The sequence below is a fragment of the Paenibacillus glucanolyticus genome (assembly GCF_037333485.1).
Classification (GTDB): domain Bacteria; phylum Bacillota; class Bacilli; order Paenibacillales; family Paenibacillaceae; genus Paenibacillus_AQ; species Paenibacillus_AQ glucanolyticus.
The window spans coordinates 770,001-796,698 of the sequence record NZ_CP147845.1 but is presented as its reverse complement, the minus strand read 5'-3'; the positions used below and the strand labels follow the sequence as shown (position 1 = coordinate 796,698).

14 protein-coding genes, 11 tRNA genes and 2 rRNA genes (1 of these 27 running past the window's edge) are annotated in these 26,698 nt (G+C 42.5%); 2 read left to right on the top strand and 25 right to left on the bottom strand.

The window, feature by feature from the left end:
* Positions 1 to 82 precede the first annotated feature (82 nt).
* Positions 83 to 916 (top strand): S-formylglutathione hydrolase, encoded by an 834-nt coding sequence (fghA, locus tag WDY75_RS03780; RefSeq protein ID WP_094871740.1) that lies wholly within the window; start codon positions 83 to 85, stop codon positions 914 to 916.
* Positions 917 to 1,023: 107 nt separating this feature from the next.
* Positions 1,024 to 3,282, top strand: coding sequence for a bifunctional glutamate--cysteine ligase GshA/glutathione synthetase GshB (gene gshAB, locus WDY75_RS03775; RefSeq protein ID WP_094871741.1), 2,259 nt, complete (start codon positions 1,024 to 1,026; stop codon positions 3,280 to 3,282).
* Positions 3,283 to 4,262: 980 nt separating this feature from the next.
* Here the strand turns inward: gshAB and WDY75_RS03770 are convergent.
* The 25 genes from WDY75_RS03770 to WDY75_RS03650 all read right to left on the bottom strand — a co-directional run.
* Positions 4,263 to 5,795 (bottom strand): Tn7-like element transposition protein TnsE, encoded by a 1,533-nt coding sequence (locus tag WDY75_RS03770; RefSeq protein ID WP_053522648.1) that lies wholly within the window; start codon positions 5,793 to 5,795, stop codon positions 4,263 to 4,265.
* The gene (locus tag WDY75_RS03765) at positions 5,776 to 7,647 is read right to left on the bottom strand and encodes a TnsD family Tn7-like transposition protein (RefSeq protein WP_053522647.1); all 1,872 of its coding nucleotides are present in this window, start codon (positions 7,645 to 7,647) and stop codon (positions 5,776 to 5,778) included. The genes WDY75_RS03770 and WDY75_RS03765 overlap by 20 nt, the downstream gene beginning before the upstream one ends.
* 11 nt (positions 7,648 to 7,658) lie before the next feature.
* On the bottom strand, positions 7,659 to 9,353 hold the full coding sequence (locus WDY75_RS03760; protein ID WP_053522646.1) for an ATP-binding protein: 1,695 nt from the start codon (positions 9,351 to 9,353) through the stop codon (positions 7,659 to 7,661).
* On the bottom strand, positions 9,328 to 11,484 hold the full coding sequence (locus WDY75_RS03755) for a Mu transposase C-terminal domain-containing protein (RefSeq protein WP_053522645.1): 2,157 nt from the start codon (positions 11,482 to 11,484) through the stop codon (positions 9,328 to 9,330). The genes WDY75_RS03760 and WDY75_RS03755 overlap by 26 nt, the downstream gene beginning before the upstream one ends.
* A complete protein-coding gene (locus tag WDY75_RS03750) occupies positions 11,481 to 12,320 on the bottom strand; it encodes a heteromeric transposase endonuclease subunit TnsA (protein WP_053522644.1) in 840 nt (279 codons plus the stop codon). The genes WDY75_RS03755 and WDY75_RS03750 overlap by 4 nt, the downstream gene beginning before the upstream one ends.
* A 151-nt stretch (positions 12,321 to 12,471) precedes the next feature.
* Positions 12,472 to 14,304: a glutamine--fructose-6-phosphate transaminase (isomerizing) gene (glmS, locus tag WDY75_RS03745; protein WP_063477853.1), complete on the bottom strand. Its 1,833-nt coding sequence runs from the start codon at positions 14,302 to 14,304 to the stop codon at positions 12,472 to 12,474.
* Positions 14,305 to 15,039: 735 nt separating this feature from the next.
* Positions 15,040 to 16,380 (bottom strand): phosphoglucosamine mutase, encoded by a 1,341-nt coding sequence (glmM, locus tag WDY75_RS03740; RefSeq protein ID WP_063477854.1) that lies wholly within the window; start codon positions 16,378 to 16,380, stop codon positions 15,040 to 15,042.
* Positions 16,381 to 16,412: 32 nt separating this feature from the next.
* The gene (locus tag WDY75_RS03735) at positions 16,413 to 17,873 is read right to left on the bottom strand and encodes a YbbR-like domain-containing protein (RefSeq protein ID WP_082834255.1); all 1,461 of its coding nucleotides are present in this window, start codon (positions 17,871 to 17,873) and stop codon (positions 16,413 to 16,415) included.
* Positions 17,866 to 18,696: a diadenylate cyclase CdaA gene (gene cdaA / locus WDY75_RS03730; protein WP_036643621.1), complete on the bottom strand. Its 831-nt coding sequence runs from the start codon at positions 18,694 to 18,696 to the stop codon at positions 17,866 to 17,868. The genes WDY75_RS03735 and cdaA overlap by 8 nt, the downstream gene beginning before the upstream one ends.
* Positions 18,697 to 19,009: 313 nt before the next feature.
* Positions 19,010 to 19,624 carry a zf-HC2 domain-containing protein gene (locus tag WDY75_RS03725; RefSeq protein ID WP_040681072.1) on the bottom strand — a complete coding sequence of 205 codons (615 nt, stop codon included), beginning with the start codon at positions 19,622 to 19,624 and terminating at the stop codon, positions 19,010 to 19,012.
* 220 nt (positions 19,625 to 19,844) lie between these two features.
* Positions 19,845 to 20,414: an RNA polymerase sigma factor SigW gene (gene sigW / locus WDY75_RS03720; protein WP_006212876.1), complete on the bottom strand. Its 570-nt coding sequence runs from the start codon at positions 20,412 to 20,414 to the stop codon at positions 19,845 to 19,847.
* Between the two features lie 241 nt (positions 20,415 to 20,655).
* Entirely contained in the window at positions 20,656 to 23,445 is a 2,790-nt protein-coding gene (ppc, locus tag WDY75_RS03715) for a phosphoenolpyruvate carboxylase (protein ID WP_006212877.1), read from the bottom strand.
* Between the two features lie 275 nt (positions 23,446 to 23,720).
* Positions 23,721 to 23,794: transfer RNA gene (locus tag WDY75_RS03710), tRNA-Gly, on the bottom strand.
* Between the two features lie 76 nt (positions 23,795 to 23,870).
* Positions 23,871 to 23,944: transfer RNA gene (locus WDY75_RS03705), tRNA-Pro, on the bottom strand.
* Between the two features lie 19 nt (positions 23,945 to 23,963).
* A tRNA-Arg gene (locus WDY75_RS03700) sits at positions 23,964 to 24,040 on the bottom strand.
* 3 nt (positions 24,041 to 24,043) lie between these two features.
* Positions 24,044 to 24,118 (bottom strand) — tRNA-Gly (locus WDY75_RS03695).
* Positions 24,119 to 24,123: 5 nt separating this feature from the next.
* Positions 24,124 to 24,207: transfer RNA gene (locus WDY75_RS03690), tRNA-Leu, on the bottom strand.
* A 14-nt stretch (positions 24,208 to 24,221) separates the two neighbouring features.
* Positions 24,222 to 24,297: transfer RNA gene (locus WDY75_RS03685), tRNA-Lys, on the bottom strand.
* 67 nt (positions 24,298 to 24,364) lie between these two features.
* A tRNA-Gln gene (locus WDY75_RS03680) sits at positions 24,365 to 24,439 on the bottom strand.
* 55 nt (positions 24,440 to 24,494) lie between these two features.
* Positions 24,495 to 24,570 (bottom strand) — tRNA-Val (locus WDY75_RS03675).
* 22 nt (positions 24,571 to 24,592) lie between these two features.
* Positions 24,593 to 24,667 (bottom strand) — tRNA-Glu (locus WDY75_RS03670).
* Positions 24,668 to 24,704: 37 nt separating this feature from the next.
* Positions 24,705 to 24,780, bottom strand: a tRNA-Thr gene (locus WDY75_RS03665).
* A gap of 3 nt (positions 24,781 to 24,783) precedes the next feature.
* Positions 24,784 to 24,859 (bottom strand) — tRNA-Asn (locus tag WDY75_RS03660).
* A gap of 10 nt (positions 24,860 to 24,869) precedes the next feature.
* A 5S ribosomal RNA gene (rrf, locus tag WDY75_RS03655) occupies positions 24,870 to 24,986 on the bottom strand.
* A gap of 66 nt (positions 24,987 to 25,052) precedes the next feature.
* Positions 25,053 to 26,698, bottom strand: a 23S ribosomal RNA gene (locus tag WDY75_RS03650) (it continues 1,285 nt past the right edge of the window).

Below are 26,698 nucleotides of genomic sequence, written 5' to 3'. Positions count from 1 at the left end.
TATCAATAAAGCATTTGGTTTACTTCATTAGTTAAATCAATCCGTACAATTATAAACAAATGGAGAATGGAGAGTGAAATAAATGAGTCTTAAACTAATTGAACAACAACGCTCTTTTGATGGGGAACAACGTAAGTACACCCATTATTCAGAAGTTTTACAATGTGATATGACATTTAGTATCTACTTACCATCAAATAAAGAAAAGAAAAAAATCCCTCTTATTTGGTGGCTATCTGGATTAACTTGTACAGATGATAATTTTAGTCAAAAAAGTGGATTTCAAAGATTGGCTGAAAAATATCAAGTGGCAGTCATTATTCCTGATACTTCACCACGCGGAGAAAACGTTGCTGATGATGATGCATACGACCTCGGACAAGGTGCCGGTTTTTATTTAAATGCCACACAAAATCCATGGGCAAAGAATTATCATATGTATACTTACATCACAGAGGAGTTAACAGGTATTACGTCCACTTTAGTACCTGGATTTTCAGGAAAAGAAAGTATAATGGGCCACTCAATGGGAGGTCATGGTGCTTTAGTAATTGGGATAAAAAATGCTGCAAGATTCAAAGCGATTTCTGCTTTTTCTCCTATTTCAAGTCCTAGTCAAGTCCCTTGGGGAATAAAAGCTTTCTCAACTTATTTAGGTGAAGACAAAGCTTCTTGGAAAGAATGGGATGCTTCAGAACTCATTAAAGCAACTGACACCCCCCCTATTCTTATTACACAAGGAACTGCAGATCAGTTTTATCCAGAACAATTGGAAGAAACGACTTTCTTAGAAAATGCCCAAGCAAATAACGTAGAAATAAACTATAAGCAAGTTAAAGGTTATGATCATAGCTATTTCTTCATCTCTACATTTTTGGAAGAACATTTCGAATTCCATATGAAGCAATTAAGATGATGCTTTTTAACAAATAAGATTCGGAACGGTAAATATTCACATTTAATTAGATTGTGGATATTTTTGATTGTTTTTAAAAGGTAAGAGAATAAGGAGGTATAGTTAATATGGATATTAAAAAAATGTTAGTCAATGACCGTGTTAAACCATACTTATTAAAAGCCCGTTATGGGATTGAAAAAGAAAGTAAACGAGTTGACTTATCAGGAAATTTAGCTAAAACGGATCATCCTAAATCGATAAGAGATGAACACCCGTATATTCAGCGAGATTTTTCAGAGCTACAGATGGAATTAATCACACCTGTTACTGAGACATTAGAGGAACTGTTTAATTACTTAGCAGCCATCCATGATGTTGCTTATCGTTCTATGGGTGATCATGAAATGCTTTGGCCATTAAGCATGCCACCACAGTTACCAGAAAAAGAAGAAGATATTGTTATTGCGAAATTGAAAAATGTTGAAAATGTTCTATATCGTCAATCTTTATCCAATTCTTATGGCCGTCGTAAACAAATGCTTTGTGGTGTTCATTTTAACTTTGAATTCGGCGATGAGTTAATCCAAGCGATATTTAACTTACAATCGGAGATAAAAGATTATCTACAGTTTAAAACAGAGATTTATCTAAAAGTCACAAGAAACTATTTACACTATCGATGGTTAGTAACTTATTTTTATGGAGCTTCTCCTAGTAGCGAAAAGAATTATTTTGAAGAAGATTCTTTGAATGGGGCAATAAGAAGCATTAGAAGCAGTAAATTGGGTTATACTAATTCTGATGATGTTCAAGTGTCATATAGTAGTATACAGAACTATATATCAGATCTTTCTTTGATGGTTAAAAAAGGGCTTTTATCAGAAGAAAAAGAATTTTATGCATCTGTCCGTTTAAGAGGCGGACATCATGTTTCAGATTTAGAAGCTCACGGTGTTAGTTATCTTGAATTGCGAAATATAGATTTAAATCCTTTTGAAACGAATGGAATTAGCTATGAACAAGCAGAATTTCTACATCTTTTCTTATTTTATTTACTATGGAAAGATGAGGGTAATAATTGTGATGAGTGGATAAAAATGGGTGATTCTTACAATGATGTAGTGGCTCTTGAGCATCCATTAGAGCATACACAATTTGAAGTAGAAGCTAAAAATATGATCGATGAGATGGAACATTTAGCAGAAATTTTAGATTTGACTATTTCAGATACGTTATTTGTTAACCTGAGAGAAATGCTAATGGACCCAAGTAAGACTTTAGCTGGAAGGCTTTATAAAGAGAGTGAAAAAAGCAGTCAAGGACAAGTGGCTACGTGTATTGCGAAAGAAAACTATAAAAAATCATGGGATAAGCCATATCAATTAACAGGATTTACTGACATGGAGTTGTCCACTCAGATTTTAATGTTTGATTGCTTACAGCAAGGAATAAAGGTAGAAGTTTTGGATCGGCAAGATCAATTTTTGAAGCTTCAATTAAAAGATCATGTTGAATATGTGAAAAATGGGAATATGACAAGTAAAGATAGTTATGTATCCCCTTTAATTATGGAAAATAAAACAGTAACAAAGAAAATTCTTCAACAACATGGATTCCGTGTACCAACAGGTGAGGAATTTAATGATATAGAACATGCTTTAAATTCTTATAATATGTTTTCTGCTAAACCTTTTGTTGTAAAGCCGAAAACAACAAACTATGGATTGGGAATATCAATCTTCAAACAAGAGGCAAATTACGAAGATTATCAAAAAGCAATCACACTCGCATTTAAAGAAGATTCTTCTGTACTAATAGAAGAGTTTCTCTATGGAACAGAATATCGATTTTTTGTGTTACATGATAAAGTTCAGGCGGTTTTATTACGAGTTCCTGCGAATGTTAAAGGCGATGGTGAACATACAATCGAAGAGTTAGTCATTGAAAAGAATCGTGATCCGTTAAGAGGAAAAGACCATAGGACACCTTTAGAAACTATACAATTAGGTGACTTGGAAAACCTTATGCTAAAAGGCCAAGGTTATCAAATGAATTCGATTCCAAAAAATGGTGAAATCGTCTATCTGCGTGAAAATTCTAATGTTAGTACAGGCGGAGATTCGATTGATGTGACAGATCAAATTCCCGATGACTATAAAAAAATAGCAGTGGATGCGGTATCTGCACTGGGAGCTAAAATTAGTGGTATCGATTTGATTATTGAAAATATAGAAGTTCCTGCAGCTAATAAAAATGCTTATGGGATTATTGAAGCGAACTTTAATCCATCAATGTATATGCATATCTATCCATATAAAGGAGAATCTCGACGTTTGACTATGCATATAATACACTTTTTATTCCCTGAACTATTACAAAGTTAGGAATCAAAGTTAGTCAAATTAGGGGTGCCATAAGCAAAACGCGATTATCTACACTATGAAAATCGGGAGTATTTAAAGTATTCTAAGAAGAAAAGTTGGGTGAAAGGCTACTTTGAATACTTGATATCTTAACCCAGTAAACAATGTATTCTACGTATCGAATGTAGTGATATCTTGATAATTAGAAGCATCAAATAACCATACCATTCTAAACATTGTTCTAGGAAGAATTAAAGGTATTTGCTACTTCTTAAGGACGCCTTAAGGCCGTTTTAGCTACCTTCAAGGCGGTTGTAGAATATGATGCTGCGAGGATCGTTGTCTAGACTAATACGTTGTTTATATGGCTTCAATGAATAAATCATTGATAAACAAAGGTTTTCTATGTAAGAGTTAAGATAACTGCATATTTACAACGTTAAGCTGTTGAATGACAATAAAGTTATTTAATGTTCAAATTACTAACATACATAACCCCGTTCTGAGTAGGGACGGGGTTAAAATAATAGTGTTTAAATACTGTGTATAATACTTTCTGTCATTTCATAGTTTACTTTTTCCCTGATTGCATGGACGCTGGTATTACCCTAAATAGCCCGATTGTTGCATTTAAAAATACTGCTTATCAAAAGGATTTAAAGGAACAGCGAGTTCACTATCTATATACAATTCTGATTCACACGCAGGGCAGATATTTTGAAATTTATCTTCATTTTGTAAAATAGCTGTATACAGGTCCTTTAAAGAAATTTGATCTTTATACTTCTGTAAAGACTTCGTTGCCTCTTCACGATCTCTTCGCCAGCTTTATCTCATAATTAGATAAATCATCAACATTTTTCTTTATAAATTGCTTAAACTCTCTTAATGCCTTAGACATTTAAGCTCCCCCTCGTTATATTTAATTCTTACATCTCTAATTCTGTCTAGTCAAAAGTGTCCTCGGTTAAACAACTCTGCTTATGAATATAATCGAATTGTTACATTAATTTGTTTAACAACATATTTGATCTATGTCTTATTCCTTTACGGCTATGTTTGCATTTAACAATTTTTATTCCTCTAGTTTCAATAGTTTTTAAAGATTTTCTGGACCATGCTCCGCTAGCATTTACAAGATTTATAAGCAAATTATGATAAATCGTACTCCAGTCTTGTTTTGAGGGAGAATATAAAATAAGAGTAGATAAAGAACGGGTTTCGCGTTCTACCTCAATAATATTGAATCGACTGCCATGTACCGCATATACTTCAGCAATTACATAACGCCTCTTTGCAATACCATCGCTTAGCTTTGTAAATTTTCGTTCTCCTAGGACCTCTGGTAATACATCGGTAAATGCTCGAATTGCTTTTATCTCTGGATACTGTTCCAATACTTTCAAGACATTAATAAATTCCTGTAGCTCCCCTTGGGCTTTAATCTCATGTAGCATTTGATGTTCTAAACCCCTTGCCAATTGCTGTCCGCCACTATCTGCTGTAGAATGAATAGAATTATTCTCTCCATAGTACCTCTTTGTATTTTCGTCCTCTTCCAAACGTTGCTTGGATGAACCTCGTTTTATTCGTTTGACTATTGGCATCGATGTATATTCATGTTTCAACTGATTCATCTGTACTAAATCAAAATCCTCCGTGGATCCATCTACTTGCTCGTCTAATGTAAAGCCTTCTTCATCGTCGTTTTTGTTTAGGGAACGATATGTATATTTCTTCGCTTCTTTTGACTTCTCTGAATTTTGTATTTCCGGATGTGAAATCGAGATATTTTCATAAGGAATATGCTTATTTTTTACATTGACAATTTGTAGTACAGTCCATGTATTATTGTCCTCTTTTACACGTGCAGTGACAATAATTGGCTGTGTAAAGTTCCATTCGAATTTCAATGACTGTTCTTGCAACCATGTAAAGGCGATGCTTTCATAGACCTGACGTAAATCACGATTCGTTAATAGCCAAACCAATTGATAAATGAAAGTTGTTTTGGTGTATTTTAATTCATACAGTGATGAAAAGCTAAGATGAATCCTATTTGGTTCATATGTTTCTGTGAAAAATTGAGGAAATGAATTTGATTCAAGCAAGCGATACAAAAGAAAACCATTTGGTGCTAGTATACTGCGTAACACTTCAATGACTGGTAAAATGACATTCTTTCCGTTAAAAGAGAATATGAAGCTTCGTGAGGTTGCAGGGTCATTGATCCCTGGAATTTTCCAAGGCTTCTCGTAATATCTGGCACCGTTAGGATAAATCGTTATATCTACTTCCTTTGCATCTTGAGGAGACCGACTGGTGGTAATCACCCCATCACTATAGTAATGTTGAATTGCCAAGCAAGGTAATGTCCCCCAATCTAAAAGGATCTTCTTTGTAACCCTTTTTGCCCGAAAATATGCATATAGCATTATTTTATTATCATAACGAAAAGGATCGCCAATCCATATCAGTCCTACTTTTTCTCCTTTTTTGAACGGCCATTTAATTTTAACTTGTCGTGCGCTCATCCTTATCCACTTCCTGTTTCATATGTATGTACGCCTCTAAATGTGGTTTTATCTCATGAATATGATGTGATTTAACAGCACCCATTCGTTGAACTTTCCACAATACGACTGGTTCCGCGTCTTGCAGCATCCGATCAATAATTTTACAACACCGACGAATTTGAACTTGTGGAACAGACTCTGTCACATTGTTTAAAAGTTTTTTCGTCTTTGGTAATTTATGAAGATGCTTCTCTAAATTAGATAAAATACCTAAACGTTTGCCGATAAGAGACTTTGTTATCCGAACAATTTTTTCTAATGCCAACAATTCTTTGTACAGTTGTTTTATTGCTTTACAATATTCATCATCCCTTGCAGACCAATTCACAGTTTTATTAGCACCTGTTTGTCTACGTTTTTCAGGTGAATGCCCAAACAACCATTCTTTATCGTATCGATACAGGTAGGTATATTCCTTTTTAAAGCGCTCTCTAATTTTCGTTCTTGAATCACGAGGGTATTCCTTTAATCCATCAAGCAATCGCTGTCGATATTTCTGTAACAATAGAGGGCTTGCTTTACTATCGGCTTTTTCTTTTTGTCCGTTCTTAGATAAATACTTTATTACGGTCTTAGAATCAACTCCAAGCATTCCAGCTATGGCTCGTGTGCTTAGATTCTCATTATTTTTTGCTAAAACATGTAATTTTTTATTCCATGTGTCTCCGAATAATTTCACACGACCAATACGATATGTATCCTTTTTTGATTGATCAGGACCCTTTCTGGCATAAACAAAGCCACAGGAACATTCAAATGTACCAATAGGGTTCGCTGATTTATAATCTCTTGTGATAGTTACATGATTAATGACCAGTTGTTTATAATGATCAGCAGCCTTATTTAAGCATGGCCATGGACCTGTACCAAATGAACCTGCATCATCTCCAACATGCAAAAGCTTCTCTACATCTTTTTCTAAAAAGTATAGAAACAACAAATGGCGAAAAGGATGTACATGACGTTCCTCATTACGAGTTAATACCTTTAACCAATTGTACTCATTTTCCTGTTTTAACCCTGAATCATACTTTTCTAAGAACCCTATTGGAAACCTTGCTTGGAATGTATCAAATAACTCATTTTGCCTTATTCGATTTGCCGTAGTAATTAAATTCTTTTCTCTAAGAAGCAATCGATACCTTTTAAAAATATCCTTGCGTGAAATTGCATTTATATCAATATTTAATAGTCGATATGCCATTTTTGCTAACTTTACTTGAATATCAGTATTATCAAGGGACTTAACTTCCTCTAAAATTGAAAAATCCATTCTTTTTGCCTCAAACCGAATAAATTTGATTCTACTTTGTTCGGTGAAATCATCTGGATATTTCTTCAGTTGTAAATCGTGATGTGCGCACAAATTTATACCTTGCAATTGGTGTTCCCGATGTATGTATGGTTCACCATATTTATCAATATCAGCCTGGGCGCATTGTGAACAATAGTATAATCCATCTTTTTTGCAAATACCTCCTGAAACCATACCTAGCCTTGTGTAAAGACCTTTGCCATCACCTTGGACGTCCTGCATAATCTCTTGCTGTCGTTGTTTGGAAAGGAACGGGGCATAAAACGGGTAAATGGTATGTTTCGCTAACAACTTCTCTACCGAATAATGATTTCCCATCTGTTGGACCAAGGCATGAAAATGGCTGCCAATCTCTACACTCGGAATCACAGAGCGACTTTGAAATACCTCTTCCAACGTATCTTTGTAATCAATATTTCCACTGTAAAAGTGATAACGTGCAATCGCCGAATAAATCAACTCATTTGGATATGGATCCGTAAAGAATGGCAGCATTGAATTGCCTCCTAATAGAATTCTTCCAAAGGATTTTTAATGTACCCATTTGCTTTCAATAGTTCATGAGGATGTTGTTTTTTGTCTAATGCTCGCTTTCTTAGCTTAAGTAATGGGAGAACCTCTGCCTTTTTCATATTTTCCTTTGCTTTATTATCTTTCTTTTGTTGATTTAAGTTAATCGCCTGCTGAATTACATCTGATTTTAGTTGATGAAAGTCTATATCAAATGGATTTTCCCCAACAATTTTTTGTACGATTTTTTTAATGTCTTTATCTTTCAAACTATCAAAAATACCCAGGGCTGCTACTTCAACACTTAAGTTTTCAATCGTGTCTTGTCGTTTATACTCGATTGTATTTTTGCGCTCTTTAAACGCCTCCTGAATACGTCCTGCTATTTCTGTGTTTCGCTTATGATTCAGCATGACTTCATCCAGATTGATCATGATATCTTCATATTTCATTATGTCAGCTAAATTGTTCGTCCGAATCGCTGTCATCATTGGTTGAATCGTTTGCATATCTTCTTTAGCAGTCTTTTTTAATACTTGTGGAGTAATTATTTCATTCGGGTTATTTTCATCGAATAAAGCTCGTTCTTGTGCTAGAATAAACAAATTGACAGCGACAGCAGTAATTCCTTGGCACTCATAGTAAAATGCCTTTTTCGTATTCTCTGTAAGCTCGGAATAGGATTTTAAGCACTGTAATTCCCAAAGCGTTTCAAGGAAGAACTCCCATTCTTCACTATCCTCCGCCATACGATCCCAAATAATAGCTCCATCACTTGCAGCCCGTCTAGCCTGCCTGAAGTTCCCCTTAAATAGCTTTTGTGCCTTAGAAGTGCCAATTAAGACCGTGGGAATACCAACTGTATTAGACAGTGTTACAAAAAAATTCAGCATTTCTTCCTGATCATTTTTTGAATGCAGTAAGTGTTGTATTTCATCAATGACTAAAACACCAATGCCATACATACTCGCCAGTGAGGTCATGTGCAACAACATTGTCGATGTGACTCGATTCAAATAACCGTATTTTTCTAAATATCTCGTACCTAGTAAATCATCAATTGCCTTAAAGAAACTTTTACAAAGCGTTGACAAACTACCATCATATGGACAATCGATTTTAAGCCAAACAATTTGTGTACGATTGAAAGATTGTCCTTCATAAGTTTCATGCTTAATCACTTGCGGATACATGAGCAGCAAGCGTTCAATTGCCGTGGTTTTGCCTATACCAGAGATACCTATAATTGATAAACTATCTGCTGTAGAGCGAATATAATTTAAACGGTCCTTGATATGCTTATGTGCAAGCTCTTCCTCTTCACGTAATTCATGCAACACTCGAACACGCTCTAAAAATGTTATGTCTAATGGATTTCGTGCTAAATAACCTCGCCGAATCAGGGTGGATAACCGACGCTCAACCTCAAAGTGAATCGGCAACGGCTGTATAAAGTTCCTTACACGTTTTAATACGTGATAACGAATATTCGTTGCACTTAATTTATCTTGCTCGCTAATTCGGGGAGTCACCATAAATCTTTCTAGCACATCATCCTCACTAAAAATCGGTGGAAGGGCTTCGATGAAAGGATTATTGGTATATTCACTTAAAGGTTGTTCCTTATAGACGCCTTTCTTAAACTCCCCTTTTAAGACAACCATGTCATTTGTTTTTCCCAAATTCCTCATCTCGTTTCTTCTTTAGTTTTTGCATTAGGCGTGAGGGTGATTTCTTCGGTGGTGTCTCATCGACTTTCTCTTTTGTAGCGAAGTTGATTACTTCAGCTGATTCACTAACTTTATTAGGCGATAAATCAAATTTTTCAGATTCACGATTTAATTGTTTTTCAACATCCTTGTTGTCACGAATAGAAGCTATTTTGGCTTTCTTACTCGTTGGTTGGTTATAAGATTGTTTTTTGTTCCTCACAGCTTTTTTAATAATTTCTTCCATTGCTGCATCAGTATTTACGGTGTGTTGAATTTGATTTGTACGTTCTATTTCCTCTAGTTCATTCCGGAGTTGCTGTTGGAATACAATTTCTTCTAAGAAATCTTCTTTATATTGCTGACTTGGTTCTAACAAAACACACGTCTCAAAGTCCATTCCGTCATCGTGTGGAATATAGATTTTTTCAACGTGTCGGGGGTCATAAACAATTTCTACACTTCTATTTTTCAACTTCAAATACCAATCTTCTTCAATCGCTCTTTGAGAACCATATAAGAGATTTTTAAACTTGATGCCAGCCCTTGAAATTGTCGCCTTTCCTCGTGGTAGCACGTTCAAGCGAAGAATATTTCTATCAATTGTTCTTAGCCTTCCTTTGCGATTTTGAATGCCCCAATTCCATAAATTAATTGGCGTTGGTACTAATTCTTCAGCAACCATTTCTTTTTCAACAGGGTATTTTTCAATGACTTTTTGGTTGTGATGCAGCGCCATTGTGATAATAAGAGACGTAAATTCCTTTAAATTCAGCGTAGCATTTAAGCGATAATCCTGATCACCACGCTCTCGAAATTCCTTTTGAATTGCTCCAGGTGCCTTTTGCTTTACCTTTCCGTTAAACGTACGGAACTTTCTTTCAACAATCCCTTTCAAATCTCCACGGTAAGCCGTAGTATTCTCAATTTTAATATTAAGATTATTAATTAAGTTGTCTACCGAATAACCTTCAAACTCACCTCGGTCAGCAATAATTATTTCAGGCAAATGATGTGTTGGCCATTGCTCAGGAGTTATATCAATTCCATATTGCTTACAAAATTCTACTTTGTCTGCAACCATATTATCTAAAGCCATCATTGCACCAACCCATGATGGACCTTCTAGTCCAACGTAGAGACCTGTGATAATACGTGAATACACATCTAATACCGCATAAATAACTGGTCGTCCAATTACTTTATTTACATCAAGCGAACTAACTAAATAAATATCCGCAATAGTTGCATCAATCTGAAATCTAGTTCCAGGACCATTTGTTTCCAATTTAGAATTACTTAAAATCGGGCGATGCTTCAACTCATACTCTTTCGTACTTTTACGAAATTGAATATCTTTTTTCGGATCTTCAAGCTTTTTAAACCAATAGTAAAACTGATGATATGAGGGGGTTCGGGTAGCATCCCAAATACGGTATTTCAGCTCACCGTTTTCCTTATAGCGATTAGAATAGAAGTCACGTAGCATAAAATTATAAACATCTTTTAAAGAGTATTTATTCTTTTTCCTGTAGTACTTATTGATAACGTGTTCAATTTGGACCTTTACTTCTTCTGTAATGTTAATACCGATTTGATATTCATTATTTATATTTACTCTTCTAGGACGACCAACTTTTTCTTTCGTTAAAGCTTTCGTTTTACCTTTACCACCTGAATTAGAGTAGTCAGGTAACATGGCGTTTTTGGTCATGCCACGCTGCCAATATCGAGTTAGTAGCTTTTTAACCTTTGTCTTGCCTAAGTTGCTCTCTTGAACGATTTCACGAATCTTGCTTTCTCTTCCTTGCTTTTGGAGCAAATCTGGCATATTGGGGACACAGTATTTTTGTATATCTCCCCAATCTTCTTCACGCTTACGAATCTGCACCTCTGTTAAATCATCTTCGGAAATCACCTTTGCATAAGGATCACTAATCGCTAACAGTTCACCTTGCTTGATATCTGTGGTTAGACTAGAGTATAGCTCTTTGCGTGGCATAGCACTGTTGGTGTCAATATTAACTATATAGACATGCGGTTCTTCCATATCTATTACCCGAATTCTTTTTGAATCTGTTACATATTGAAATACCTGATTAATATAAATCATCCGTACTTCACCTTCTCCAATTTACTTTCATCAATATACTTAACATCAATTGGTTGCTCTAAATCAATTGGCTTGTACATATCTGTAACCATTATTTTTTTAGCTAGCAGATGATAAAACAACGTAACACCACTTCCAAAAGGCAAGTGTGTATCTGCATCAAACTCACTAGTAATTTCCCGGATACTTTGCGAATTATTCAATAGACGATTCATAAGAGACATTGATAAATCTTCTATATGTTGGTTAGCCATTTCTCGATATACATCATAGCTACGAATATCAAAGTAATCATGGATATAACTAATATTTCTAGCCATAGTCTTATCGATTTCTTCTTCTGTTACAATACCCCAACTAGTACCTTTACGCTCCCAGTATTCCCGTTCAATTTCGAATTTCTCTAACACACGCTCTTCTAGTAACTTATCTTTCATTTTGATAGTATGAGCGACTTCAAATACACCTTGACCCTTATCAACTGTTAATAAAAAGTCCGTTGTCATAACAATTGGATCGCCTGTTTTTGGATCAGTTGGGTGTTTAATTCCAAGCTCTTCCGCAATGACAATCGTCTCTTCTTGTGGTAATAAAGGAAATTGTTCACGAATATCTAAGACAACATCGGAAAATTCAGTCAAATAAAAGTAATTTCGTTCCAAATCCGATAAAAACTCATATTGTCTGCCGGCTTTTATACCTTTTAACCTCGTTGACCGACCTAATGAGGAAACATCTTGAATTTTTAGCCATGGTTGATAATCTGCCCCACTTCCAGTTCCTCTACCTTCTTTAATCCACTTATCGACTTTAGATGTTCTTTTTCTTTTCGCCACAAAAACACCCCTTTAGACAATCATATCCAAAGGGGTAAAACTTCGCAACTTTTTTATAAACATCGCGACTTTGTTTTAAACATCGCATCTTTTTTACAAACGTCGCGACTTTATTTTAAACTTACAATTTCCTTGCTCCCACCCTCTTTCCTTACTCCACCGTCACGCTCTTCGCCAGGTTACGCGGCTTATCTACGTCGTTGCCACGGGCAAGAGATGCATAGTAAGCAAGGAGCTGCAGTGGAACTACAGACACAGCAGCCGTCAAGATCGGCAAGGTCTTCGGAATGGCAAAGGCTTGATCCACGGATTTCAGCAGGCCAGCCACATGTTCTTCATACGTAATTGCCATTACTTCAGCGCCACGTGCCTTCACTTCCTTGATGTTACTTACGGTTTTCTCCAACACTGCTTCCTGGGTTGCCAGGGCAATGACTGGTATTCCCTCTTCAATAAGGGCAAGCGTACCATGCTTCAGCTCGCCGGCAGCATATGCCTCGGAATGAATGTAAGAGATCTCCTTGAGTTTCAGGGAGCCTTCCTGTGCCACGGCGTAGTCCTGACCACGGCCGATGAAGAACAGGTTCTCATGCTCCGCAATTTGCTCGGCATATCCCTTAATGGATTCCGCGTTGGTCAGCATGGATTCCACCTGTTCAGGCAGTGCTTCCATCGCTGCAATGACTTCAGCAACAGCGTCCTCGGTCATTGTACCGCGCACTTGAGCCAGATACAGACCAAACAGATAGAACGCAATCAACTGTGAGGTATAAGCTTTAGTGGATGCTACGGCAATCTCTGGTCCAGCCAGCGTGCCGAGTACATCATTCGCTTCACGGGCAATCGAGCTGCCTACTACGTTCGTGATGGCCAGGACATGAGCACCGTGGCTCTGGGCTTCACGAAGCGCAGCCAATGTGTCAGCCGTCTCACCGGATTGGCTCACCACGATGACAAGGGTCTCTGGTGTAACGATTGGCGAACGGTAACGATACTCGGAAGCCACATCATTTTCTACCGGAATGCGTACCATTTCTTCGATCACGCTGCGTCCAACAAGACCGGCATGATAAGCCGTACCGCAGGCAACGATCTGCACATTGCGAATATTCTTAATCTGTTCCTGGGTCAGCTTCAGTTCAGGCAGAACCACTTTGCGTCCGCTCTCATCCATGCGGCCCAGCATCGTATCACGGTATGCTTTTGGCTGCTCATGGATTTCCTTCAGCATGAAGTGATCGAATCCGCCTTTTTCCGCTGTAACAGCATCCCAATCGACACGAATCATTTCCCGAGAAATAAAGTTCCCCTCAATGGTCATTAATTCGACAGCATCTGCCGTCAAGAGAGCCATCTCTCCATCGTTAAGAATATATACGTTCCGTGTATATTTCAAAATCGCCGGAATATCAGAACCGATGAAATTCTCTCCTTCGCCAAGACCGATAATAAGCGGGCTTGCTTGACGAACAGCCACCAGACGATCCGGCTCATACTCGGTTAAGACTCCAAGGGCAAATGCACCTCTCATGTAAGAGATCGCCTTCTGGACGGCCTTAACGATATCACCGTCATACTCACGGGCAATGAGGTGGGAAATAACTTCTGTATCGGTCTCCGAAACAAAGTGATGTCCTTGACTGATCAGCTCTTCCTTCAGCTCCAAATAGTTCTCAACGATACCGTTATGAACAACGGAGAACTTCTGGCTTTCGTCTGTATGCGGATGAGAGTTCACGTCCGATGGACGGCCATGCGTAGCCCAGCGGGTATGACCGATACCTGCGGTTCCTACGAGGGGAGCAGACTCCAGTCTCTCCTCCAAGTTGGCAAGACGTCCTTGTGCCTTCGCAACGCGCAGACCTTCATTCGTGAAGACCGCGATCCCAGCAGAATCGTATCCACGATACTCAAGTTTTCTCAATCCTTCGATCAACACCGTTTGCGTTTTCTGATTTCCAATATATCCGACAATACCACACATAGTATGATTCCTCCGTTCGATTTCCCTATAATAGTTAGGCGGAAATAGAACACGGCAGCATCTGTGCGGTATGAGGAAAGAAGAATGATCTATTCAATTATCAACGTTCAAGAAACCCAGCAATACGTAGGCTGATTTTAGTTGAACAGACATGAATGCACTCTTCTTCCACCGCGCTGTCGCATTCTAGATCGCACATTCATGTTTTGGTATATAAGTTATTGTGCAGCACCTGCAAATACGTTGTCAGAACGGTCACCCATTCCTTTTCCGTGATCCGCTTACGGTTGGTGCATCACCGAGAGGTCCCCGCCGAATAATCCGAACACCTCTACCTCGTCAACTTGCGTTCTGCCGTTTGGTCATTCCATCAAGCAATAACCAATCCCCGCGCAGGTACAAGCTCTGGCGCTTATGAAGCTTATAGTAACCTCACGGTCCTCACTTTCTATTCTTGAATAACATCCTTTATTATATTCACACATCATCACTTTGGCAACTCGGCCGTTTCCTTGCCCGACTGGACTCTACACGCTATAACCCACACTAATGACATCGAATGACCTATGTTCACAGGCGATGACTTACACAGCTATGTTCGCAGACAGGACAGGGTGTGTTGCGCTTTCATACACTCGGCATATTGGAAAAGCTGTGGGCCAGTGAACCGAACAGCATAGTTCACTGGCCCTGACAGAAATTAGTCTGCTTTCCTTGAAAAATACACCCTTAGACTTACGCCAATTCCCGCTTCACTACATCCGCAATCTGCGTAACATAACGATCGAGCTCTTCTTTGTCCGGGCCTTCCGCCATGACTCGAATAAGGGATTCCGTACCCGATGGGCGAACCAAGACACGGCCGTTATCGCCCAGAATGCCCTCAACCTCAGCAATCGCGGACTCGATAACCGCATTTCCTTGATATTTGCTCTTATCACCCACACGTACATTAACCAGCACTTGCGGGTACTTGCGCATGCTGCTCTTCAGCTCATGCAGAGGCTTCCCGGAGGCTACCAACGTATCCACCAGTTGAATCCCCGTCAAAATGCCATCACCGGTCGTGTTGTGATCCAGGAAAATGACATGTCCGGATTGCTCTCCGCCCAGGTTATACCCGCCGCGGCGCATTTCTTCCATGACATAACGGTCGCCGACTGCGGTTTTTGCTGTTTTCAGCTTCAAGCTCTCACATGCTTTATAAAAGCCGATGTTACTCATGACGGTCGAAACGATCGTGCCTTCCTTCAGCTTGCCCGCACGGTTCATAGCGTCACCGCAAATGCATAGGATGAAGTCGCCATCCACTTCCTCGCCTTTACCGTCAATCGCAATCAGACGATCCGCATCACCGTCAAAAGCAAGACCGAGATCAGCCCCATGAGCAAGCACAGCCTCAACGAGTTTCTCTGGGTGTGTAGATCCACAGTGATCATTAATATTCAGGCCATTCGGCTCAGCCCCAATGGTGATTACGTCAGCACCCAACTCACGGAAAAGTTTCGGAGCCAGCTCATAAGCAGCACCATTTGCACAGTCGAGCACGATTTTCAAGCCGTCAAACCGGTTGTTAACCGTGGTTTTCAGATAATCCAGGTATTTATATTTCGATTCATCATCAACGAGAAGCTCACCTAAATCAGCTCCGATCGGACGCGGCAGATTATCCGTTTCGGCATCCATTAGCTCTTCAATCTTGAGTTCTGTTTCATCCGACAGCTTGAAGCCGTCTCCGCCGAAGAATTTGATGCCGTTGTCCTGCACCGGATTGTGCGATGCCGAGATCATGACACCTGCATCAGCTTTCAACAGTCTTGTAATATAAGCCACCGCGGGAGTGCTTACAACACCCAAACGAATGACGTGTGCACCGATGGACAGCAGGCCTGCAACCAAAGCCGACTCCAGCATAGCCCCGGATACCCGGGTATCCATACCGATGATTACGGTTGGCTTCTCTTTATCACCTGTCAACACATAGCCGCCGCAGCGACCGATGCTATAAGCCATTTCCGCTGTCAGTTCTTGATTCGCAACTCCTCTTACTCCATCTGTACCAAAATATTTCCCCATGTTTTATATACTCCTTTATCTACTCTTCGATATTATCCATCTTGTGATGATTCTGACCCCGTTGTTCCATCGTTCGATCCGTCTCCCGGCGGATGGGATGGACTTTCTCCTGATCCGGAGTTATCCGTGCCCTCGTTCGTGGGAGGCGCAGGCGGATTCTCCACTTGATCATTACCTGATCCCGTTCCCGGTGAATCAGGCTTGTCTTTGTCGGTTCCCTCGTTGTTAGAGCTGCTTGGATCCGTTGTAACTGGCTTGGAATTGTCCTTCAGCTCCACTTTAATGACAAGTCGATTCCGGTCCGCTCGGTTGATGAAACTTGGCAATGTGATCTGCAGCGGAATTTCGTGCACCCCCGCCTTCAAGCCGGCCGCATTCGCTTCAACCCCGATGTCTGATGGCTCCAGACTATTCAGCAAATCCGGCGCACCGGTAAGCGTCAAGGATATCGTCTGCGTTTTCGGATCGGTTATTACAGCATCCAGGCCTGAGGAGACCCCTTTTAACGTAATGGGAATGCCATTAACAACCCGTTCACCATGCGATACGGCCGTAACATCCACTGTTATAGAGCTCGGCTCGATTTTCTCAAAACCTTCGGGCGGCGTCAAGTCGGCCGTAAGCACTGTTGTTCCGGAGTTCCTAACTTCTCCCAAGTTGATCGCGGCTTCGATATAGGTCCCAGCTCCTGCGAGTGCCTCCTTGCTGCCGAACAGCTTCACTTCTTTTACCTTTTGGTCTACCTTGGATAAAACGAATCCATCCGGCAGTCTTCCCGTATACTCAAGCTCCAGAGGAAGAGTCACGAACGCAGGTTCAATCGGTACTTCAGCCGCTACCGCAGCAGGTTCAATGACCGCATCCTCCATCTCGACGCCTTGCTTATCATATGCTGTAAGCTTGACTCGCTTCTCCGTAATTTTCTCCTTGGCTCCATCCAGATCCACGTTACCTTTGACCTGTCCCAAATTCGCCATCGACGATTCTGGCAGGGTTACGGTGACCTGTCGTGGGTCAATCAGCACGGGTGTTCCGGCCCGGTAATCTTTTGCCGGTTCCCCCTTCGTGCCAATACTTACCGTAACGGATTCCGATACTCTCGTCTCTACCGTTACGGTTACAGCGGAAGGTTCCATCGATACCAGCTCAACTCCGCTTGGAATCGAGTAAGTTAGCGGAAGTGTGTGTGTACCCGGTTCTCTGACAGTACTCAGATCAAGTTTCACTTTATATTCATCCGTCAAGAGCGCAATGTTGGACTTCTTCCCTCGAACTTCGAGATTCACGCGATCTTTATCAATGCCGGTTAATGCATATTCACTATCATCAAATCCATAAGTCTGGATCTTAACGCCTTCAATGATCTTGGTATCATAAAATGTAGTTGGCGGGGCAGGCGCCCCACTGTCCATATGAACCATTGCCCATAACAGGATACTGACCGCCAAAGCAATCAATTTGCTTGCCGTGTTGTTCTTGATCCATTTATCCATTATGGCCATCCCCCTTCCGTTTCCAGAAGAACGAGCGTTTCTCCTTTATGGATGCGGCAGGACGAAGCTCCTCATACAGCTTGGAGATCAGAGACTCTTCCTTGATATCCCGAACCACTTGTCCATTCAAAGCCAGCGATACTTGTCCAGTCTCCTCGGATACAACAACAGAAATGGCATCCCCCACCTCACTGATACCGATGGCTGCACGATGCCTCGTTCCCAGTTCCTTGCTGATAAAAGGATTCTCTGATAGTGGCAAATAACAGCCTGCCGCTGCAATTTGACCATTCTGAATGATGACCGCCCCATCATGGAGAGGTGTATTCGGTATAAAAATGTTAATGAACAACTCCGAGCTGATCACAGACCGCATCGGAATTCCCGATTCTACAAATTCATTCAGGCCTGTGGTCCGTTCAAACACGATCAGAGCCCCTATTTTGCGCCTCGACAAATAATTAACTGCCTTAATGGTTTCGCTGATTAACTTATTCGTCTCCTCATCAACATCCCCGCCCCGTCCGAACAGCTTACCTCGCCCAAGCTGCTCCAGACCACGTCTAAGCTCCGGTTGGAAGATGATAAAGATGGCAAGCACCCCAAATGTAAAGATCTGATTCATCAGCCATTTGAGTGTGTACAAATCAAACCAGGTGCTAAGCGCCCAGATGACAACCAGCACAAGAATCCCTTTAAGCAGCTGGACCGCCCTTGTACCTCGGACGAGCAGAATCAATTGATATATTATATAAGTAACGATAAGGATATCGATGATATCTTTAATGGTTTCACCCCAGGTCATATCTGTGAAATACTCCATACAGCAACCCCCGTCATTTCCTTTAAGTGCGGGCCCAATCCATCCGGTTCCTCGAAGATGATCGCAGGATTCGATACCGAACCTGCCCACATAATCCTTCGTGAATGCCCCAGGACTTTTTGAACTTCCTCTTGAGTAACGCTTGAGACTATATATGTAGTATGTGCTCTACACTCTCTAGGTTATAACGTTAATCTTTCCGATGCAAGCGGACGTCCCTCGCTTTTCGTATTTAGAAGCCTAAAATCAACAAAAGAAGCGCCTTCTTTTCACTGAAAAGAGGCGCTTTCATTCAGCAAGCTGCGGCTTTCACCTAGCGGTAAGCGACATCTGTAAACAGAGTGGAAATTTTATACCATATCCAATCCATTGCCCTATCTATATCTTTCACTTGACCTGCTATATGTGCGGTGGAAGCCTGAAATAATTCTCCGTCAATGACCGTCAAATTGCCATTAACCTGGCCATAAACCTTAGCTTTGCCATTCTCAACTGTAATATCTCCCGTGATGATCTGATCTGGAGGAATAATGACGGTATCTCCTTCAATCACCAGTTTTTCGAATTCATCACTCTTCACAACCAGCTGATTATCCTGACTCCAAAAACTGATTGTACTAAAGAGCATGACAACCAAAAACATTGCTGCAGCCGTGAGCGCAGGATGATTCCTAACCCATTTGACCCAGACTTTTTGTGTCTTGGGCTGCGGCAGCATGCCCATTATACGATCCGTTAAATCATCTGATGGCTTGGTCGCATGATGAGTTAAGGAAAAAAGAAGCATATCGGTATGCTCCAGCTTCTCGAAGTAATTCCGACAGTCAGCACAATCCAGCAAATGCTTCTGCAATTCTAGCTGCTGCGGGTTGGACAAGTCATTATCCAGATAATCATGCATCAAAGAGACGGCTAATTTGCAATCCATTTGTGAGCCAATCCTTTCATTCAATCTCTTTGCTGGGTCTATACCTCCTGAGAGGCATAAGACTTGCTTCTTGTTCATACGTGCCGGAATCGGGGATGTTTCAATTTTTTTTAAGAAAATCGGAAAGAAAGATGAAATGACATGACTTTCTGATTCCTCAAGAAAAAGCGCCCATAAACGCTGTCTGTCTTCCTCTAAGAACGGCGATAGGCGTTTTTCCTCAAAGCTTGTACTCTAATTTTTTTCGCAAAAATTCACGTCCGCGATGTACTCTCGTCTTAATCGTTGTTACAGGCAAGTCCATAATCTCGCTGACCTCCTGCAGTGATAAATCCTGGATGTACCGAAGGATCATGATCGTCTTGTACTTCGCAGGGAGTCCATCAATAGCCTGATGAATGATGCGCTGTGTTTCGGATAGCAACATCTCGCTCTCAGGTGTGCGGTTATCACTCGGAATCAGGGAGTAGCCGTCCATGCCTTCACTTTCATTCAGATCTGCGTCCAGCGAGAAAGAAGGCTTGCGTTTACGCAGCCGATCAATGCTAAGATTTGTGCCAATACGATATATCCAAGTTGAGAATTTTTGGTTCTCGTCATATCGATCAAGGTTCTTATACACACGCAGAAAAGTCTCTTGTACGACATCCTCGGCCTCATGGCGGTTGCTCAGCATCCGGTAAGCCAGATGAAAAATCTTATCCTTATAAAGCTCTACGATTTCGGCAAAAGCTCTCTGATCCCCTTTTCGGGCCAGCTTCGCCAGTCTTACATCCAAATTGTCCACCATAATTCCCCCAGAATGGTCTGATGGGTAACGTCTAAAAAGCATCATTCAAATGGTAATTCAACTGTTTCTAAAAATCAACAATAATTCAAAAACAATCCCATTTCCATATCAAAGATACGCTTCCTGCAGCCTGTAAATTCATGATCAGCAGGCAAGCAACCTCATAGATGAAAAAACGAGGCCCACAGGGGAACCTCGCTTTATATTAACCCTTGCCTACCCTTTTGACCAGTTACAAAAATCAACCTGTATTGCGCAGCCCTGCTGCAATGCCGTTGATCGTGAGCAGTACTTCCCGGAGCAGATCCGGATCGTCATCCTGCTCTTGCTCTCTAAGTTCACGCAGCTCATTAAGCAGTTGAACCTGCAAATAGCTGAGCGGATCGACATAAGGGTTACGGAGACGGATGGACTCCTGAAGGACCGGCTGGTTATCCAGAATGTCCTGTTGACCGGTTATCTTGAGAACAAGCTCCTTCGTCAAATTGAACTCATCCTGTATCAATCCGAAGATACGCTCTCGAGCTTTGTCATCCTTCGTCATCAAGGAGTACTCCTTGGCGATGATCAGATCGGCCTTGGCAAGAGCCATCTGAAGCGTGTCAATTAACGAAGTAAAGAACGGATAACTCGTATACATCTTCTGAAGCACCTTCAGATTCTCTTCCTTGTCCTGATAGAAGCTCTGTAAGCCCGTACCAGCCGCGTACCATGCTGGAAGCAGGTAACGGCTCTGCGTCCACGCAAACACCCAAGGAATGGCTCTCAGGTCCTCGAAACGGTCACTGTTCTTACGCTTGGAAGGTCGGGAGCCAATATTCAGTTCTCCCACCTCAGGAAGCGGTGTGGATTCCTTGAAGAAGCTAAGGAAATCCGGGTCACGGAATATCAAATCCTGATATTTCTTCTGTGAAGCGGCCGAAATGCTGGAAGAAATCTCTTCCCATTCCTTCTCGGTCGATTCGGTTTCAGCATAGCGTGCATTCAGAGAAGCCGTAATAAGTGCTGAAGTGGCCTGGTCCAAGCTGCGGTAAGCTATTCCTTTCAAGGAATAGCGGGAGGATATCACCTCGCCTTGTTCCGTGATTTTGATGCCGCCAGCAATAGTAGATGCCGGCTGGGCCAAAATGCTGCGGTTCAGAGGCATGCCGCCGCGTCCAAGCGATCCGCCGCGTCCATGGAAGTATTTCAGCCTGATGCCGTATTCGTTGCCTACAGCGGTAATATCCTTGAGCGCTACTTGCAGCTCCCAATTTGCTGTAATAGCTCCGCCATCCTTGTTGCTGTCAGAGTAGCCCAGCATGATCTCCTGCAGTTCATTCATTGCGCTTACGGCCTCACGATAAATCGGCAGGCTGAAGAGCTTGCGCATAATTTCAGGCGCTGCATGAAGGTCCTCAATCGTCTCGAACAATGGGGCAGCCTGTAATGTAGCAACCACAGAACCATCATTATCCTTGCGGAAGAGTCCGACCTCTTTGGCAAACACCATCACTTCAAGAATGTCGCTTGCTCCTTCCGACATACTGATCAAGTAACTCGAAATACATTTCACACCAAATTCCTGCTGTGCGCGGAATACCGTGCGATAGACTTCAAGGCATTCTTCGGTGCTGTCGCTATACTCCTGATATGGAGTTGTCAACGGTCGAGGATCGTTAAGCAGGTTATTGAGCAGCTCGATTTTCTCGTCCTCGCTCATTTGTGCATAATCCTGAGTGACGTTCATTTTACGAAGAATTTCGGCCATTGCGTTCTCATGCTCTTGGCTATGCTGTCTGATATCCAGTGTTGCTGTATGGAAACCAAACAACTCCGCCTGGCGAATCAGCTTCTGGATATAAGTGTCTGCAACATAGTCAGCAAAATGGAAACGCAAGCTACGATCAATGATATTCAAGTCCTCAATAAACTCTTCAGGAGACTGGTATCGCTCGCTTCCTGTCATGTTTTCATCAAGAATATGACTCATTTTAGCTAACATATATACCAGTTTTACACGATAAGGCTCTTTCTCATTGTGCCAAATTTCCATCTTTTTCAGTGTCACATGCTCGCGGTCTTTTTCGATGGATTGAAGCAATTCATCCGACACGCTCACAATGGATGAACTGAAGCTGAGGTATTTCATGAATTCACGCAAGATCCGTTGATATTCACGAACCGCAAGCTTCCGCTGCATTTCGAGCGTTCTCCATGTTACGTCCGCCGTCACTGAAGGATTTCCGTCCCGATCGCCACCAATCCATGAACCGAAACGCAAATAGGTTGGAACGTGCCAATGGTGACCCGGGTAATACTTACTTAGGCAGCGCTCCAGCTCTTGATAAACCTCTGGCAGAATGTGAAACAGAGTCTCGTGAAAATAATACATGCCGTTTCTGACTTCATCAAGAACCGTCGGCTTGCGATCACGAAGCTCATCGGTTTGCCACAGTGTGATAACCTCATTCAGTAATTTCTCCCGAAGCTGCTCTCGTTCGCGGAATGTCAGTGTCGGGTTGTCCAGTTGCATAACATCGTCTGCTATCCGTTTATGAATATCCAGAATAGCCCGACGCATCGCTTCTGTCGGATGAGCTGTCATTACCAGCTCAAGGGATAGACTTTCGAGAATTTCTTGAACTTCTTCAAACGTAATATTGCGCTCTTTCAAATCCTGGATCGCACTTTCAATGGAACCTGGTTGAACACTCTCCCCAGCGGAACGCTCGTAATCACGCTTGCGGCGTATGCGATGATTCTGCTCTGCGATATTAACCAATTGAAAGTAAATGGCAAACGCACGAATCACCTGATGGCGAATGTCTGGTTCCAGCGTGCTGATAATCCCTTTGAAATCTGCAAACAATTCCGGCAGGAATACGGATCGCAACGATTTACTCGTTTCGCGAATTTTCTCAACTATATCTAAAAGCTCATTGCCTCCTTGATGGACAAGAACTTCCCCAAGAATATTGCCAAGGAACCGTACATCACGCCGCAGCAGATTGTTGGAATTGCTCTTTGCGGTTACTGTAAGTTCAGTCATGCTACTCCTCCCATCTCAACCCGTTTCAGCAGTTTATCTTTAGGACGTAACGCCTTCCTAACATCATACAATAAAAGCGAATGAAAATCTGCATTTTTCAGGCGAAAAAATTAGCCAAATCGACAAAACTCATGCTATTGATATGCCCTTCTACGATAAACATTAGTCCAAGAAACCCTTGATATGACTGCATTCTTTATCACATTAACACTTCGCAGGATAGTCGTGTAAATATGTAAAAAAAACATCACACACGGTGATGTCCTGCATATGTATGGAGCGGGTGATGGGAATCGAACCCACGCTACCAGCTTGGAAGGCTGGAGTTCTACCATTGAACTACACCCGCATATCACCCCATAAAAGTGATCTTATACTTTGGAGCATATTCTGATTACTTTTATGGGCAATAACGCCTAAGCAAATCGGGATGACACGATTTGAACATGCGACCCCCTGGTCCCAAACCAGGTGCTCTACCAAGCTGAGCTACATCCCGATATTAATCTTTGAAAAAATGGCACGCCCTGAGAGATTCGAACTCCCGACCTTTTGATTCGTAGTCAAACGCTCTATCCAGCTGAGCTAAGGGCGCAAATGGAGCGGACGACGGGAATCGAACCCGCGACCCTCGCCTTGGCAAGGCGATGCTCTACCGCTGAGCCACGTCCGCATAAATGGTGCGCGTGGAGGGACTTGAACCCCCACGTCAAAGACGCTAGATCCTAAGTCTAGTGCGTCTGCCAATTCCGCCACACGCGCACAAGATGAAACAATGGTGAGCCATGAAGGACTCGAACCTTCGACACCCTGATTAAAAGTCAGGTGCTCTACCAACTGAGCTAATGGCTCGCATATCAGGACCTCCGAAAAGTTTCGGAATCACCTTCAAAGCGCAACTTCACTTTTTGGTGTGAAGTGGCTGGGGATATAGGATTCGAACCTATGCATGACGGAGTCAAAGTCCGTTGCCTTACCGCTTGGCTAATCCCCAATATCGATGAGTACTTCTATTTTGCATTTCAATACTCTAATAATCATGAGTTAAATGGTGGAGGCTGAGGGGTTCGAACCCCCGACCCTCTGCTTGTAAGGCAGATGCTCTCCCAGCTGAGCTAAGCCTCCATATATAATGGATGAGAAATAATGGTGACCCGTAGGGGATTCGAACCCCTGTTACCTCCGTGAAAGGGAGGTGTCTTAACCCCTTGACCAACGGGCCTCATTTACATGATGCATGTCCATTCTAAAAACGAATCTGGAGCTTCCAACCGGGATCGAACCGGTGACCTCATCCTTACCATGGATGCACTCTACCTACTGAGCTATGGAAGCAAGTGGCTCCCCGAACAGGACTCGAACCTGTGACAACTCGATTAACAGTCGAGTGCTCTACCAACTGAGCTATCAGGGAATATGTATCCGCTTGGCGACGTCCTACTCTCCCGGGACCCTGCGGTCCAAGTACCATCGGCGCTGGAAGGCTTAACGGTCGTGTTCGGTATGGGTACGCGTGGAACCCTTCCGCCATCGCCACCAAACGGCTTCAGATGCTTGATCACCTGAAAACTAGATACGAAACGAATTTGCAGCACATTGAAATATCTTTGGATAAGCCCTCGACCGATTAGTATTGGTCAGCTCCATGCATTGCTGCACTTCCACCTCCAACCTATCTACCTCGTCGTCTTCAAGGGGTCTTACTAGTTGGGAAATCTCATCTTGAGGGGGGCTTCACGCTTAGATGCTTTCAGCGCTTATCCCTTCCGTACGTAGCTACCCAGCCATGCTCCTGGCGGAACAACTGGTGCACCAGCGGTACGTCCATCCCGGTCCTCTCGTACTAAGGACAGCTCCTCTCAAATTTCCTACGCCCACGACAGATAGGGACCGAACTGTCTCACGACGTTCTGAACCCAGCTCGCGTACCGCTTTAATGGGCGAACAGCCCAACCCTTGGGACCTACTTCAGCCCCAGGATGCGATGAGCCGACATCGAGGTGCCAAACCTCCCCGTCGATGTGGACTCTTGGGGGAGATAAGCCTGTTATCCCCAGGGTAGCTTTTATCCGTTGAGCGATGGCCCTTCCATGCGGTACCACCGGATCACTAAGCCCGACTTTCGTCCCTGCTCGACTTGTAGGTCTCGCAGTCAAGCTCCCTTATGCCTTTGCACTCTTCGAATGATTTCCAACCATTCTGAGGGAACCTTGGGGCGCCTCCGTTACTCTTTAGGAGGCGACCGCCCCAGTCAAACTGCCCGCCTGACACTGTCCTCGTACCGGATCACGGTACCAAGTTAGAACCTAGATACGATCAGGGTGGTATCCCAACGTCGCCTCCACACAAGCTGGCGCTCATGCTTCGAAGGCTCCCACCTATCCTGTACAGATCGTACCCAAATCCAATATCAAGCTGCAGTAAAGCTCCATGGGGTCTTTCCGTCTTGTCGCGGGTAACCTGCATCTTCACAGGTATTAAAATTTCACCGGATCTCTCGTTGAGACAGCGCCCAAGTCGTTACGCCATTCGTGCGGGTCAGAATTTACCTGACAAGGAATTTCGCTACCTTAGGACCGTTATAGTTACGGCCGCCGTTTACTGGGGCTTCGGTTCACAGCTTCGGATTGCTCCTAACCGCTCCCCTTAACCTTCCAGCACCGGGCAGGCGTCAGCCCGTATACTTCGCCTTACGGCTTCGCACAGACCTGTGTTTTTGCTAAACAGTCGCTTGGGCCTTTTCACTGCGGCCCCCTCGGGCTATTCACCCTACCGAGGCACCCCTTCTCCCGAAGTTACGGGGTCATTTTGCCGAGTTCCTTAACGAGAGTTCTTCCGCGCGCCTTAGAATTCTCTTCTCGCCTACCTGTGTCGGTTTGCGGTACGGGCACCTTCACCTGACTAGAGGCTTTTCTTGGCAGTGTGAGATCATGACCTTCGCTACTATAATTTTCACTCCCCATCACAGCCCAGCCTTATCGATGTGCGGATTTGCCTACACATCAGCCTCACTGCTTGGACGGACATCCATCAGTCCGCGTCACTACCCTCCTGCGTCACCCCATCGTTCATAACGGTTTACGGTGGTACAGGAATTTCAACCTGTTGTCCTTCGATTACGCCTTTCGGCCTCACCTTAGGTCCCGACTTACCCTGAGCGGACGAGCCTTCCTCAGGAAACCTTGGGCTTTCGGCGGATCAGATTCTCACTGATCTTTTCGTTACTCATACCGGCATTCTCACTTGTATGCTG